We start from the raw sequence: 14,184 nt of genomic DNA on the forward strand, positions 1-14,184 counted from the left end.
GCCTCTATGCCGTTTCGGAAGCCCGCACATCCGATGATGCCGCGCCGATTTTCTTGCGATATTCGCTGTAAGCCGCGATCAGCATATCCTCATCACGATATTGCGGTATCCAGCCAAGCTCGCGCTCGCCCTTCGAGACATCGAGAACACACATTTCGTCGGCAATCAGATATTGCTCCGGGTCCATGATCGGCATGTTCATCCAGTCCAGCAGATCCAGCGTGCGTTTCACCGCCCAGGCGGGTGTTGGCAACAAAATAGATTTCGAACCTGCATGGCTGATCAGATCACCAAGCAGTTTGCGGACTGGAGGCGGATTGAGCGAGCCGAGATTATAGGCCTCGTTTGGAACACCAGCCTTGAAAGCGGCACGTGCCGCCTCCGCACAGTCGAACACCGAAATGAACTGGTAAGGGTTCCTGCCCGAGCCGATCATCGGCACCGGCAAATTGTAATCAATCAGCTTGAACAGCTTTTCCAGAATGCCGAGACGGCCCGGTCCAATGATAAGACGAGGACGAAACAGGGAGATATTCATGCCCCGCACGCGCCATTCAATGGCGAGTTCTTCGGTTTTCAGTTTTGACAGGCCGTACTCACCGAGCGGCTTGCACGGATGGTCTTCTTTCTGCGGCCAGACATAGGTGTGCCCGTACACCATATCGGTGGTGAAATGGACGAGCTTGTTGGCACCAGCCACATCCATCGCCTTGATGATGTTCGCCGTCCCGTAATAATTGACGGGAAAGAAGAAGTCGTGCCGCTCTGCCCGGACCTGAATTGGTGAAAGCATTTTGGCGGACAGGTTATAGACCATGTCGTCTGCGCGGATACCAAGCCTGCGGATTGCTTCCGGATCGGTCACATCAGTCGCGATGAAAGCGGCATCAGTATAGTGTGGCAGATCGCTTTTCACGATATCCGCGACAAGGACCTCGTGACCATCGGCAAGTAGCTTTGGAGCAAGATAGCGCCCGACAAAACCGTCGCCACCGAAGATTACATGTCTCATCGTACTGCCCCCGTTCAACTATGTGTCTGCTGGTTCACATGCGTCTCCGCCTGCGGTTCGGACGGCTTGCCGCTTTGTGCGATCAGCACTGTCCCGATGCAGATGAACGCAATTCCCGCAATCTTGTAGGCGCCAAGTTCCTCCTTGAACAAAAGCCAGGCGAACAGAGCGACCGCGACATAGGCAAGACTGAGGAACGGATAGGCAAACGAAAGATCCACTTTCGACAGCACGTAAAGATGCGACGCCATCGAGATCACGAAGGTGAGCAAACCGGCAAAAATCCAAGGGTTGAAGACAATCTGGAATATGCGCTGGATCAATGTTTCGGCTGAAAAGCTGATCGGCCCGAGCGTCAGCATGCCATATTTCAACATCAACTGCGCGGCAGCATTGGTCATGACTGTGAACAGGATGAAGGGAATATATTTCATCACGTTTCCTAACCTGCAGCACCGAGCATCAATGCGGTCCGGCGCCAGAAATTGGAATTGAAAACCTTGTCGCGAAAGGCCTCGAAATCGCGCCAGCGCGGATAGCTTGCAGCAAAAACCTCTGCGCTCATCCTTTGGTCCTTATATGGATTGACCCGGCCACCGGCCTCAACAGTCATCTGGTCCAGACGGTTCAGCAATTCCAGCGTTGTGTGGCCACGATTGGGGAAATCCATCGTCAGCGTATATCCCGGCATCGGAAATGACATGAGACCGGGAGACTTCATCGAACCGAAACGCTTGAGTACCGTCAGAAAGGAGACCTGTCCTGCATTGCGACTTGCCTCAAGCATCGCTGGAACGATCTTTCGGGCTGCTTCGAACGGAATTACACTTTGATGCTGGTAGAGCCCTGCCGGGCCGTAAAGCCTGTTCCAGTTTCTCACTCCGTCGAGTGGATAAAAGAAGCTTTGATACGGCACTCTACGCGCTGTTTTCAGCCGCCTCTTGCGCTGGAAATAGGCCGCATTGAAAAGCGACAGGCTTGTCTTGTTCAACAGCGAGAATGGCAATTCAACCGGCACGCCAAACCGCCCAGCGATCGAAATAGAGCCATTCGGCGCGGCAACATGATTACCGACCATCAGCAAGCCCCGGCCATCGGAGAGCTGATCGACCCAGGCAACAGCATATTCATTTTCATGATCGGCCACCCCGGCCATATCAAAATAAGCATCAAGGTTGGCGAAGGGCAGAACCTTTTCCTCGACATCGAGACCGCCGACCCGCTTGAGCCGGATCGTTGCGCGAAGAATTAATCCGGTTAGTCCCATTCCACCGATGGTTGCCCGAAACAGATCAATGTGCTTCGTATCGGAACATCTGTAGTAGACGCCGTCCGAGCGAAGCAGTTCCAGCCTTTCAACATGACACCCGAAAGTACCCTGCCGGTGATGGTTTTTACCATGCACGTCATTGGCAATGGCGCCGCCGAGCGTCACAAACTGCGTGCCCGGCGTGACAGGGAGGAAATAGCCATGCGGAGTAACATGGGTGACGATTTCACTCAAAAACACGCCGCTCTCAGCCGTCAGCAATCCCGTATCTGGATCGAAGTGTAGTATCTTTTTCCGCGCCTGCATGGGCACGAGAAAGCCCATATCATTATGGCAGCTATCGCCGTAGGAGCGACCATTTCCGAATGGCAAAAGGCTCGCATCGCCGAGCAAGGCTCGCGTGAAATCAGTCTCCAGTCTCTCCAGTGGAAGGTATTGCCGGCTTCGCCGGTTAATACGTCCGAAACTGTCGAAGGATTGTTCCATCAGCGCATACCAGCCACAAGAAGCAGCACCGCGCCAAGCGCGATGACGACCTGACTGCGCCAATCCCTGGCAATGAAGAGGACCGGGTCGTCATCCATGTCGCCGCGATGCGCCAGTATCCACACACGCACGTTGATATAGAGCACGATCGGACCGAGCGGCCATATCAGCCAGGGATAGGTGTAGAGCGTCTTGACGGCATCGCTATTGATATAGAGTGCCAAAACCAGCGCTGCGGTAAACGCGGCTGCGACCCCACACTGTCCGACAATATCGCGATCTTCCGGACGGTAGCCTCGCCCCAAAATCCGGTCCTTTTCTGTCACGGTAGCGCCCTGCAGTTCGACATAACGCTTCACCAGCGCCAGCGACAGAAAGAAGAACATGGCAAAGGCCATCAGCCAGAACGATGGCGGGATATAGGAAGCCGCCGACCCTCCCAATAGCCGCAGGCTGTAAAGTCCCGCGAGGCAAATCACGTCTCCCAACAACATGCGTTTCAAGGCGAAGGTATAGGCGGTCGTGAAAAACAGATAGGTGACGATTGCAAGCGTAAAGGCGGGCGGAAGGAAAAGGCAGACGAAAGCCGTCAGAAGCAACAACAGGGCCGCAACGCTTAGGCCAAAGGGAATGGATATCTTTCCGTGTGCAAAAGGTCGCTGATTTTTTCGCACATGTCTTCGATCCACCGGAAGATCGACAATATCATTGACGATATAGATCGCAGACGATGCCGCAGAAAAGGCCACGAATGCCAGGCAAGTCGCAATCAACACGTCTGGCTTCATTATGTCATGCGCCAGAATGGCCGGGACAAAGACGAGCAGATTCTTTAGCCACTGATGAACGCGGAGCATACGAGCATAGGTTCGAATAGTTGGTTTTTCGGCACTGAAAAGTTCACAACCAGTTTGCTTCTGGAAATGTGCCGCTGCACGATCAGGTGCGACAACGATCGCCTGTCGGGCTGCATCGAAAACAGGCAGGTCATCACGATCATTACCGGCATAGTCGAATCCCTGTCGTCCATAGTGCTCGACAAGCAGATCAGCCTTGCGCTGTGCCGAAAGATTGGTCGTACCGGATGTTGAATAGACAGCACTGAAAATCCCAAGCTCAGACGCAACAGCCTTGGCCATCGGTTCAGCGGCAGCTGTTGCCAGCACCAAAGTCCGCCCCGACCCATGTTCGCTACGCAGAAATTCCAGAAACTCGGTTCGGTAGGGAAGTCGCGATGCATCGAGCGTTACGCGCTCAGCCACCTGTCGCTTGAGATATGCCTTGCCTGAGAACAGCCACACCGGCAGCATGAAGACGAACAGGATGTTCCTCTTCAAAAGAAGAAAAATACCCTCCCACAGCAGATCGGTCGAAACCAGAGTTCCGTCCAGATCGACTGCCAGCGGCACATTCTCGCTGCTTTGCCCCCGCGTATCCATTTTCAGCCCTTTTCCGCTCAGGCGTGAATGCGGTTCGATCAACCTTTTCCGCCCGAGCCCCCTGTCGTAAAGGGATAGAGGCAGAAACCAAATGAAAAATGAATTTTTCCGTTACAATCGAGAATTGATTTGCTGAGTACAGTTTCTGCTTAAAATTTCCTCAATAGCTAAAATACAGCATATTGTTTGCGGGTTGCATAGTTTCAAGTTCGCCGGAGAGACTTTCCGGCGAACATTCCATAGTTTAGACATCCCTAAACTATCATTATCTTGAGCCTGGAAAAAGCAAATCGACAAACTTGCCTGCAGTCGGTTGCGGTTCGTGGTTGGCAAGGCCGGGACGCTCATTGGCTTCGATGAAAATATAGTCCGGCTTTTCGGGCTGCTTGACCATGAAATCGATCCCGACAACGGGAATGCCGATTGCACGCGCAGCCTTACAGGCAGCATCGACAAGGTTTCTATGAACAGTCGCTGTCACGTCGTGGATCGTACCGCCTGTATGTAGATTGGCCGCCTTGCGCACCGTGATTTCACGATGATCTTCCAGAACGGAATCGAGCGACAGGCCTTGTTCCTCAAGACACCTTTTCGTTTCCGTATCGACCGGTATGCGGCTTTCTCCGCCAGTCGTCGCAGCGCGTCTGCGCGATTGTATCTCGATAAGCTTGCGGATGGTTGCCTTGCCGTCACCGACAACGCGTGGCGGGCGACGAACCGCAGCGGCAACGAGTTGGTAGTCGATAACCACCAGCCGAAGGTCTTCACCTTCAAAACACGCCTCCAGCAGCACGCGGTCGCACACGGTTCGCGCCTGTTTGATCGCCGTTCGCAGGTCTTTCATGATCGATATGCCGACGGAAATTCCTCTTCCCTGTTCGCCCCGGGCTGGTTTCACCACCAGCTTGCTGTGACGTTCTAGAAAAGCTTCCAGCGCATCATCGTCCGCTTCGGCGGCAATCTGCTCCGGCACTATCAGACCAGCCTTCTCGACGACGCGCCGCGTCACAGCCTTGTCGTCGCAGATTGACATTGCGACACCTGATGTCATTTCAGACAAGCTCTCACGGCAATGGACGGAACGCCCGCCATAGGAGAGGCGGAAAAAGCCGCCTTCAGCATCGGTTATTTCAACCTGAATACCACGACGCACCGCTTCATCCACGATTATGCGAGCATAGGGATTGAGCGCATCGAAGGTTTCCAGATGCGAGGCGAAAAATTTCTCGTTGATTGCGTTCTTGCGCTTTATCGCGAAGAGCGGAACGCGACGAAACTTCAGCTTTTCATAGAGCCTTATGGCATTCTCATTATCGTGCAGAACCGAGAGATCGATATGGCTCAAGCCGCGAGCCTGAAAATGCTCGGCAAGTTTTCGCACCAGTTTTTCACCAATACCCGGCTGCCGCGCTTGAGGATGAACTGCAAGACACCAAAGCGAAGCACTGCGATCAGGATCATCGAAAAGGCGCTGATGGTCGATGCCAGTTACAGTGCCAACAATTTCGCCGGTAGCATCGTCCTGAGCCACAAAATAGGTAACAGCACGGTTGTCTCGCTCCGATGAGAAAAAGTCGGGACGCAGTTGAACCATGCCACAGGCCGCATAGACGGCGTTGATGCCTTCCGCGTCCACTTCGGAGACTGCGCGACGTATGGTGATGCCACGTATCCGTCGCCCGCCCGGTCGATAGGTCGCAAGTTCAATCCGGTATGTATGCGACGGATCGAGAAATATCTCATGTGGTGCGAGTGACAGCAGTACATGGGGATCGCTGACGTAAAAGACGATGTCGCGGCTCGCTGGCGCTTCCCCCCGCAATGCTTCCACTATGGCTTCATTGGTCTCGAAGGTCTGCGCGAAGAGTAGTCGGCCCCAGCCGCAATCGACAACCACATCCTGCTTGCGATCTTCGCTTCCCGCCTTGTCATGGCCGTGCGCATGTTCCTGATAAAAGCCTGCGCTTTCAGGTGTACGCAAGCGCGTAAGACGGTGCGAAAAGGCTTTGCGACCTTTCGCTTTCTGCCGGGTCATATCCACCTCACCGGTTTTCCGCATTTCATGCCTCCTGCGTTTGCAGCCACATTTCAAGGAGGCCAGCCTGCCAAAGCTCAGAACCGCGCAACGGCGTTATGTGTTCGGACGGTTTTGCAAACAGGCGTTCAAGATAATCGCGTTGGAAAAGTCCGCGCTCCCTCGCCTTTTGTGAAGAGAGGGCGTCTCGCAACATATCAAGATAAGGGCCATCGATATATTTGAGCTGCGGAACCGGGAAATATCCCTTCTTGCGATCAATCACTTCGCTTGGAACGACCTTCCTCGCCACATCCTTGAGGATACCCTTGCCGCCGTCACGTAGTTTTTCCTCCGGCGGAATGCGGGCGGCAAGCTCGACCAGTTCATGATCCAGAAATGGCACCCGCGCTTCAAGCCCCCAGGCCATCGTCATGTTGTCCACGCGCTTGACCGGATCGTCCACGAGCATCACATTCGTATCGAGCCGCAGCGCACGGTCGACAGGCGTATCCGCTCCATCCTGCAGCAGATTTTCTTCCAGAAGGTCCTGACTGTAATCACGTTCCGGCATCCATTCCGGCGATAACTGCGTGGCGAGAACGTCATGCGAGCGGTCACGGAACCCTTTGGCATAGTCGCTGACGACATCGTTGGAATCGACTAGCGGTGGATACCAGTGATAGCCGCCGAAAACTTCATCTGCCCCCTGTCCCGACTGGACAACCTTGATATGCTTCGAAACCTCCTTGGAAAGGAGGTAGAAGCCGACATTATCATAGGACACCATTGGTTCGGACATTGCCGCGATCGTTCCCGGCAAGGCTTCCATGAGGTCTGCCGAGGGCACAAAGATCTTATGATGTTCGGTGCCAAAATGCTCGGCGATCAGATCGGAATAGACAAATTCGTCGCCTTTCTCCCCGTTGGCTTCTTCAAAGCCGACAGAAAAACTCATCAGGCCCGATTGACCTGCCTCAGCGAGCAGACCGACGATCAGGCTGGAATCCACCCCGCCGGACAAAAGCACGCCGACCGGCACGTCGGAAATCATCCGGCGCTTGACAGCGACACGCAGCATAGCGAGCAATTGCTCCTGCCATTCCTCACGGCTCAACGCGCCGTCGCCGGGCAGACGACGATAAGGCGCCTGCCAATAGATGCGGTCAGCAAAACGTCCATTCGGTTCATACACACGGATTGTCGCCGGGGGGAGCTTTCGAACACCGTTATAGATCGTGCGCGGTGGCGGCACGACGGCATGAAAGCTCATGTAATTGTGCAAGGCTGCGCGGTCTATCGAGGTATCGATGCCGCCTGCCTTAACCAGAGCAGGCAAGGAAGAGGCGAACCGCAAGGCACCCTCCGCCTCGGCAATATAGAGCGGCTTGATGCCGAACCGATCACGCGCGAGGATAACCCTGCCGGTATCACGTTCGTGAATGGCGAAAGCGAACATGCCAAGAAAACGCGTTACACAGCTTTCGCCCCATGCATGCCATGCCTTGAGAATGACTTCTGTGTCACCGTCGGAGAAGAACTTGTAGCCCTTCTGTTCCAGCTCTGTGCGCAATTCGCGGAAATTATAGATGCAGCCATTGAACACAAGCGTCAAACCGAGGTCGGCGTCGATCATCGGTTGCTGCGATTTTTCGGAAAGATCAAGGATTCTCAATCTTCGATGCCCGAAGCCGATATTGCCCCGGATCACAATCCCGGATGCATCGGGCCCGCGAGGACTGAGTACATCCGCCATTTTCGAGACTGCCGAAACTGACGGCGAACCACCGTCAAACCTGACTTCTCCGCAAATACCACACATAAAAAGGGTCGAAACCTCCATTGTCATTCATAAACAAATGAGGCCGTCGCATCTGTTAAGGCGGCGGCCTGCATAATTGCAAATGCGGGAGCGCCGGGATTGTTCCCAACTTTTTCGTTTCCGCTATGTGGCTTTCCCGACTAAATTCGCCTTGGAAAGCATATAGTTTTCAGCGGAAACCATATGCTCAAACGTTATACGGCGCGCATCCTCGCTGCGATTTTCGACAAGCGCTGCAAGCAATCGGTGCTGGAAGATAAGTCCTTCTTCGCGCGAAGCCGGTGTCGGATCAGCATAGATCGCGCGCGCTATTGGCAGGCTTCGCAACAGATTGTGGGTCAATCCGCAGATGAAGCCCAACAGACGGTCCGGACAAAGCTGTGCCAGCAAGGAATGGAAATCCAGTTCCGCAATCCGCTGGCGATATTGATCATCAAGATCGACCGGCGGGCGATCATAGACCCGCATCGCATTTTCCAGCCGAGCAATGTCGTCACCGGTCAATCTGCCGGACAAGAGAGCAGCAACCTCCGGTTCGAGATGCTTACGGATAGCGTAAACTTCGGCAAGACTCGGCTGATCGAAAAAGAAATAGCTTCCGAGCATTTCCATTGCGTGCTGGGCGGAAGGTTCGGCCACAAAAGCCCCGCCGCCGGGACCGCTGCGCGTAAAAATCAGACCCTGCGTCTCCAGCGCCTTCATCGCTTCGCGCACAGTGCCCTTGGCAGCCTTGAACTGGTCAATCAGTTCCTTTTCCTGTGGCAGTCGATCTCCCGGCCTCAATGCATCGGAACGGATAACATCCTTGATACGGTCAGCAATCTCTTCCGGTCGCCGACGGACCTTTGCCGCCCTCGCGCGCGATTGCGGTTCGTGATCGGAATTCCGGCCCATTCTGACCATATCTTGCTACTCTCTCCTGATGCGCGGCGCGCTTTCCACGAGTTGTCGTGTATAGGCATGTTCAGGTCTGGCAAAAAGAGCGCTTGCAGTTGCTTCCTCAACGATTTCCCCGAAATACATAACTGCAACCCTGTCAGAGATGGCTTCCACCACGGCAAGATCATGACTGATGAAGAGATAAGAGAGACCAAACTCTTTCTTCAGTTGATCCAGAAGCAGAAGAACCTGCGCCTGAACAGAGACATCCAGCGCGCTAACCGGTTCGTCGAGTACGACGATTTCCGCTTCAGCGGCCAGCGTGCGCGCAATGGCGATACGTTGCGCCTGCCCGCCGGAGAATTCGTGCGGATATCGTTCCAGCGTATCCTTGGGCATCTGAACGGCATCCAGCAACTGGATCATGCGCTGCTGGCACTGAGCTGAATCCAGCCCGCCCAGAAGCCTGAGTGGTGTTTCCAGTATCTGCCGGATTGTCTTTCTGGGATTGAGCGATGCGACAGGGTCCTGAAATACATATTGTATGACCTTGCCAAATGCCTGTGCACCGGAATTTCGCAGTTCATGCGCGTCGCGTCCAGCAATCGTCATCGTACCGCCCGTCGGCTCTGTCAGCCCGACGAGCATTCTGGCGAGCGTGCTTTTGCCCGATCCGCTTTCACCGACAATCGCCAGTGTCTCACCGCTTCCAAGATCGAACGAAACATTTTTAACCGCCTCGACCTTGTGACGCTCTTTACCCAGAAGTGTTCGTCCGCCACCGAAGGTTTTGGTGAGATCGCGAACGCTGATCGCATTTCCGCTCATCCTGCCACCCTCCCGTTTTCGCGCTTGAAGAGACCAGCCACACGTTCCAGAAAGTCGGCACCCTGCCCAAGTTCGGGAACGCAGGCTATCAAGCGTTTCGTATAGCTGTGCTGCGGATTGGAAAGAACTTCCGATGTCGTGCCCGTCTCGACAATCTCGCCGTCTTTCATCACTGCCACGCGGTCACAAATCTCCGAAACCACTCCAAAGTCATGGGTGATAAACAGCAGAGCCATGCCACGCTCGCGCTGGAGATCGCGCAGCAGTTCGAGAATGCGCGCCTGCACCGTGACATCGAGCGCCGTGGTCGGCTCGTCCGCAATGATGATATCGGGATCATTGGCCAGAGCCATGGCAATGCCGACACGCTGACGCTGGCCACCTGAAAGCTGGTGCGGATAGTGATTGGCCCGTTCCGCTGCATCTGGAATGCCAACCTTGTCAAGAAGCACAATCGCCTGTTCCCGCCGCTCACTGGCTCCGATCCGCCGATGCGCTGCAATTGCTTCCTCGACCTGCCGACCGACCGGATACATAGGATGCAACGTTGTCAGTGGGTCCTGAAACACATAAGCAACTCTTGCGCCCCGTGCCGCCGTCAACTCGGTTTCAGACATTGAAAGAACGTCCCGGTCGCCCAGATAGATCGCGCCGTTGCGGATAAGTCCGGGCGGGGACGCCACGAGGCCCATTACTGACAGGGCGGTCACGCTTTTGCCCGATCCGCTCTCCCCGATCAGGCCGAGACATTCGCCGCGTTCAAGTTCCAGTGAAACGCTGCGGACAGCGGCGGTGAAATGCCCACCATTGACGAAGCCCGTTTCGAGACCGGCAATAGAAAGAGCTTTTTCGCTATCCTTGATCATGGGCGATGACCGGTCCTTGGCAATATCGGTTACAGCACCTGGCCGCCCCAGCGCACCTGACTGCAATCGCGGATCGAGAACATCGCGCACCCCATCTCCCAATACGTTGAGACTGATGACCAGCAGGAAGATCATCAATCCCGGCACGATGGAGACATGCGGGGCATTGAACAGTTGCGCGCGGCCCTCGCCGAGCATGGAGCCGAGATCGGCCTGCGGCGGCTGCGCGCCAAGACCAAGGAAGCTCAGGCCTGCCGTTTCGAGGATCATCCAGCCCGCCGTGGTCGACATGGTAATGACGATAACCGGCAGCACATTGGGCAGCACTTCGCTTAACAGGATCGAAACCGGACTTTTCCCGGAGAGCCGGGCAGCATCAATAAACTCACGATGCGCGAGACCAAGCGTAACCCCGCGAACATTACGCGCGAAGAACGGAATATTGACCACGGCGATCGCGTAAAGCGCATTCATCAGGCCCGGCCCGAGTACCGCCACGATAGCCAGCGCCAGCAGGATATAAGGAAATGCCATCAGCATATCGATGCCGCGCATCATCAAATTGTCGGTTCGTCCGCCCGCATAGCCGGCCACGAGACCGATCGCCGAGCCAACAATCGCTGCGATCAGCGTCGCTGCAAATCCTACCGCGACAGACACCCGCGTGCCCCATATGACACGACTCAATATATCGCGCCCGAGTTGATCCGTTCCAAGAAGATGTCCTTCGCTGAACACGGGTTTCAATCGCATTGCGGGAGAAGTCGCGTCAGGATTGGGAAGCGGGAGAACCGGGGCCAGCAGAATGACGAGGCAGATCAGGACCAGCATAAAAAAACCGAAAGCTGCCAGTCGATTGCTCATCAGGAGCCGCCATGATGACATGCGGACCGCCGTTGGCGCGGCAGAAATTTCTGGAAGCGCGCTCATGAGCGTATCCTTGGATCGAGCATGGTCTGGATGACATCAGCGAGTAGATTGAAGAGGACATAACTCGCGGCAACCACAAGTACGCCACCTTGCACCAGCAAGATATCGCGGGTGGAAATGGCTTTCACCAGCATGGCGCCAATACCGGGCCACTGGAACACGGTTTCAATGTAGACGGCGCCGCCCAGCACAAATCCCGCCTGAATACCGATCACAGGAATGACGCTGACAAGTGCGGCGCGAAACGCATGACCGTATATCACGCGACGTTCGTTGAGACCTTTGGCCCGAGCTGTCCGGATATAGTCCTGACGAAGCACTTCCAGCATCGCGCCGCGGGTCAGACGTGCGATCACGCCTGCCGCTACCACGGCCAGCGTCGTGGCAGGCAGGATCAGATGCCAGAGCAGATCCTTCAGGTCACCGCCGCCATAAACAGCATACATGCCGGACGCTGGCAGAATGCGCCAATGAACCGCGAAGAGATAGATCAGAAGCAACCCCAACCAGAATGAGGGAATGGAAATTCCGGCAAGCACGATGAAAGTGATCGCCCTGTCTGCCCAGCCGAACTGGCGCACTGCCGAAACGATACCCGCGAGCAGGCCGAAGACTGAACACAGTACCAGTGCTACGCCTGCAAGCACGAGTGTCGCCTGAAAGCGCTCCATAACCTCATCCAGCACCGGACGATTGAGCACGAAGGAACGCCCGAAATCCCCATGCAGGAGATTGCCCATCCAGATGAAGTATTGTTGCAGCAACGGCTTGTCGAGACCGAGATCGCGATTGACCCGCTCGACATTTTCCGGTGTTGCGTATGATCCGAGCAACGCAGTCGCCGTATCACCGGGGATCATCGCCATGACGAGAAAAACGATGATCGAGAGCCCGAGCAACACAGGAACAACGGCGACAAGTCGCTTGAGGATATAGGCTGACATGAATGCCCTCCCCGCTTATTGCTTGGTTACGTCTTTCAAATGCAGCAGGAAGGACGGCTGCAACTTGAACCCCTTGACGGCAGCGGTCGTGACTGCATTTTGCTTCCAGTTCGCCACGAACAGCCATGGTGCATCGTCATGGACAATGCTCTGCACTTCGCCATAAAGCTTGCCGCGCTCGGTTTGATCGGTCGATGACCGCGCCTTTTCCAGAAGCTCATCCACTTTGGGGTTGGAATAGTAACCGGAATTGAAACCGCCCTTGTCCGGCAGTGCGTCGCTGCGAAGCGTCAGATAAGGCACCGTGTCCGGATCATTGGTCATCCATGCCATCTCGGCCATATCGGCCTTGCCATCCAGTCCCGGATTTACCCTGCCAAGGAACGTGTTCCACTCATAGGTTTCAATCTTGACCTTGAAGCCCACAGCCTGAAGATCGGCCTGGATTGCGGCACCCATCGTGATTGGATCAAGCATGCCAGAACCGCCTTCGGTCACATAGAACGTGACTTCGGGATTGCTTGCACCAGCTTCGGCAAGGAGCGCCTTGGCCTTTTCAGGATCATAGGGATAGGGTTCGGTTTTGTTCTCGACCCAGTTGAAGGCAGGTGGGATCGGCCCCGCAGCAACAGTTGCGGAACCCTGCAACACATTGTCTACGAGGCCTTGCTTGTTAACCGCATAATTCGCCGCCTGACGCACTTTCTTATCCGCGAATGGACCGCTCTTCGCGTTCAGGATGGTAAACCAGACATGGGGGCCCGCCTGTTCGGCAACCGCGAAATTCGCGTCCTGTTTGAAGGTGGCAAGATTATCCGGCGGCACTTCCACCATGACATCCAGCCCGCCTGCCATCATCTCCGCGACGCGGGTATTGGCATCCGTGATCGGGCGGAACACAACTGCTTCCAATGCTGGCGCTGTGTCCCAATAGTCGGGATTACGCTCCACCACCACACGCTGGCCGGATTGCCATTCCGCGAACTTGAACGGACCGGTTCCGGATGGATGACGGCCAAATTCCTTACCGTATTTCTTGACCGCTTCCGGCGACACGATCAGGCCGGTCGGATAGGCCAGATTGGAAAGAAATGGAGCGAAAGGCTCCTTCAGCTTGAACTCGACAGTGTGTTCATCGAGCACATTGACTGCATCGATGGACGAGAAATTGAACGAAAGCGGAAATGGGCCGGTGTTATAGAAGGGATGGTCTTCCTTTAGCATTCTGTCGAAGTTGAACTTGACCGCTTCGGCATTGAAATCCGAACCGTCATGGAACCTCACGCCTTGACGCAGCTTGAACGTATAGGTCTTGCCGTCGTCCGAAATCGTCCAGCTTTCCGCCAGTGCCGGTTCTACTTCCAGCGTTCCGTCCTTGTAGCGCACAAGGCCGTCATAAATATTGACGAGGATGCGGAAATCATTGGTGGCCGTGACTGTATGCGGATCGAGCGATTGCGGCTCTGCAATCTGCCCGACAATCAGCACATTGGGCGGCGTTTGGGCCAGCGCGACTGTGCCCGCCCCGGCGACCGAAAGCGCCATAGCAGTCAGGACGGCACGGAATAACCTTCTCATGGGGTTCCCCTTCATTTGTCAAATCCGTCAGACTCTAATTTATAGGCATAAATCAACTATCATCAATGAATTATCATAATTAATTTTTGCGAGACAAAAAAAGCGGGCCTGAGCCC

Annotated in this window: 11 protein-coding genes; all 11 read right to left on the reverse strand. The window is 55.1% G+C overall.

Features of this window, described 5'->3' with window-relative positions:
* Positions 1–4: 4 nt before the first annotated feature.
* The gene (locus ABDF71_RS17685; protein ID WP_258124475.1) at positions 5–1,012 is read right to left on the reverse strand and encodes an NAD-dependent epimerase/dehydratase family protein; all 1,008 of its coding nucleotides are present in this window, start codon (positions 1,010–1,012) and stop codon (positions 5–7) included.
* Positions 1,013–1,026: 14 nt separating this feature from the next.
* Entirely contained in the window at positions 1,027–1,446 is a 420-nt protein-coding gene (locus ABDF71_RS17690; RefSeq protein ID WP_010660930.1) for an EamA family transporter, read from the reverse strand.
* Between the two features lie 8 nt (positions 1,447–1,454).
* Positions 1,455–2,768, reverse strand: a complete 1,314-nt coding sequence (locus ABDF71_RS17695; protein ID WP_258124476.1) for an FAD-binding oxidoreductase — start codon at positions 2,766–2,768, stop codon at positions 1,455–1,457.
* On the reverse strand, positions 2,768–4,207 hold the full coding sequence (locus ABDF71_RS17700) for a UbiA family prenyltransferase (RefSeq protein WP_258124477.1): 1,440 nt from the start codon (positions 4,205–4,207) through the stop codon (positions 2,768–2,770). The genes ABDF71_RS17695 and ABDF71_RS17700 overlap by 1 nt, the downstream gene beginning before the upstream one ends.
* 265 nt (positions 4,208–4,472) lie before the next feature.
* Positions 4,473–6,266 (reverse strand): N-acetylglutaminylglutamine synthetase, encoded by a 1,794-nt coding sequence (gene ngg / locus ABDF71_RS17705; RefSeq protein WP_258124478.1) that lies wholly within the window; start codon positions 6,264–6,266, stop codon positions 4,473–4,475.
* 1 nt (position 6,267) lies between these two features.
* Complete coding sequence (locus ABDF71_RS17710) at positions 6,268–8,043, reverse strand: N-acetylglutaminylglutamine amidotransferase (RefSeq protein WP_258124479.1); 1,776 nt, start codon at positions 8,041–8,043, stop codon at positions 6,268–6,270.
* 123 nt (positions 8,044–8,166) lie between these two features.
* Positions 8,167–8,946 (reverse strand): FadR/GntR family transcriptional regulator, encoded by a 780-nt coding sequence (locus ABDF71_RS17715; RefSeq protein ID WP_029376210.1) that lies wholly within the window; start codon positions 8,944–8,946, stop codon positions 8,167–8,169.
* A 6-nt stretch (positions 8,947–8,952) separates the two neighbouring features.
* Positions 8,953–9,750 carry an ATP-binding cassette domain-containing protein gene (locus tag ABDF71_RS17720; protein WP_010660924.1) on the reverse strand — a complete coding sequence of 266 codons (798 nt, stop codon included), beginning with the start codon at positions 9,748–9,750 and terminating at the stop codon, positions 8,953–8,955.
* Positions 9,747–11,546: a dipeptide/oligopeptide/nickel ABC transporter permease/ATP-binding protein gene (locus tag ABDF71_RS17725; protein WP_258124480.1), complete on the reverse strand. Its 1,800-nt coding sequence runs from the start codon at positions 11,544–11,546 to the stop codon at positions 9,747–9,749. The genes ABDF71_RS17720 and ABDF71_RS17725 overlap by 4 nt, the downstream gene beginning before the upstream one ends.
* Positions 11,543–12,490, reverse strand: a complete 948-nt coding sequence (locus ABDF71_RS17730) for an ABC transporter permease (RefSeq protein WP_036577895.1) — start codon at positions 12,488–12,490, stop codon at positions 11,543–11,545. Before ABDF71_RS17730 ends, ABDF71_RS17725 begins: the two co-directional genes overlap by 4 nt.
* 15 nt (positions 12,491–12,505) lie before the next feature.
* Positions 12,506–14,068, reverse strand: a complete 1,563-nt coding sequence (locus ABDF71_RS17735; RefSeq protein WP_036577892.1) for an ABC transporter substrate-binding protein — start codon at positions 14,066–14,068, stop codon at positions 12,506–12,508.
* Positions 14,069–14,184 lie beyond the last annotated feature (116 nt).

Origin of the sequence: Ochrobactrum sp. WV_118_8, from assembly GCF_039631535.1 — a bacterium.
In the GTDB taxonomy this organism is placed as follows: Bacteria; Pseudomonadota; Alphaproteobacteria; order Rhizobiales; family Rhizobiaceae; genus Brucella; species Brucella anthropi.

Bases quoted from the DNA above. Each gene is read 5' to 3' on its own strand.
- ABDF71_RS17685 (WP_258124475.1), bottom strand. From the start codon at position 1,012: ATGAGACATGTAATCTTCGGTGGCGACGGTTTTGTCGGGCGCTATCTT.
- ABDF71_RS17690 (WP_010660930.1), bottom strand. From the start codon at position 1,446: ATGAAATATATTCCCTTCATCCTGTTCACAGTCATGACCAATGCTGCC.
- ABDF71_RS17695 (WP_258124476.1), bottom strand. From the start codon at position 2,768: ATGGAACAATCCTTCGACAGTTTCGGACGTATTAACCGGCGAAGCCGG.
- ABDF71_RS17700 (WP_258124477.1), bottom strand. From the start codon at position 4,207: ATGGATACGCGGGGGCAAAGCAGCGAGAATGTGCCGCTGGCAGTCGAT.
- ngg (WP_258124478.1), bottom strand. From the start codon at position 6,266: ATGCGGAAAACCGGTGAGGTGGATATGACCCGGCAGAAAGCGAAAGGT.
- ABDF71_RS17710 (WP_258124479.1), bottom strand. From the start codon at position 8,043: ATGTGTGGTATTTGCGGAGAAGTCAGGTTTGACGGTGGTTCGCCGTCA.
- ABDF71_RS17715 (WP_029376210.1), bottom strand. From the start codon at position 8,946: ATGGTCAGAATGGGCCGGAATTCCGATCACGAACCGCAATCGCGCGCG.
- ABDF71_RS17720 (WP_010660924.1), bottom strand. From the start codon at position 9,750: ATGAGCGGAAATGCGATCAGCGTTCGCGATCTCACCAAAACCTTCGGT.
- ABDF71_RS17725 (WP_258124480.1), bottom strand. From the start codon at position 11,546: ATGAGCGCGCTTCCAGAAATTTCTGCCGCGCCAACGGCGGTCCGCATG.
- ABDF71_RS17730 (WP_036577895.1), bottom strand. From the start codon at position 12,490: ATGTCAGCCTATATCCTCAAGCGACTTGTCGCCGTTGTTCCTGTGTTG.
- ABDF71_RS17735 (WP_036577892.1), bottom strand. From the start codon at position 14,068: ATGAGAAGGTTATTCCGTGCCGTCCTGACTGCTATGGCGCTTTCGGTC.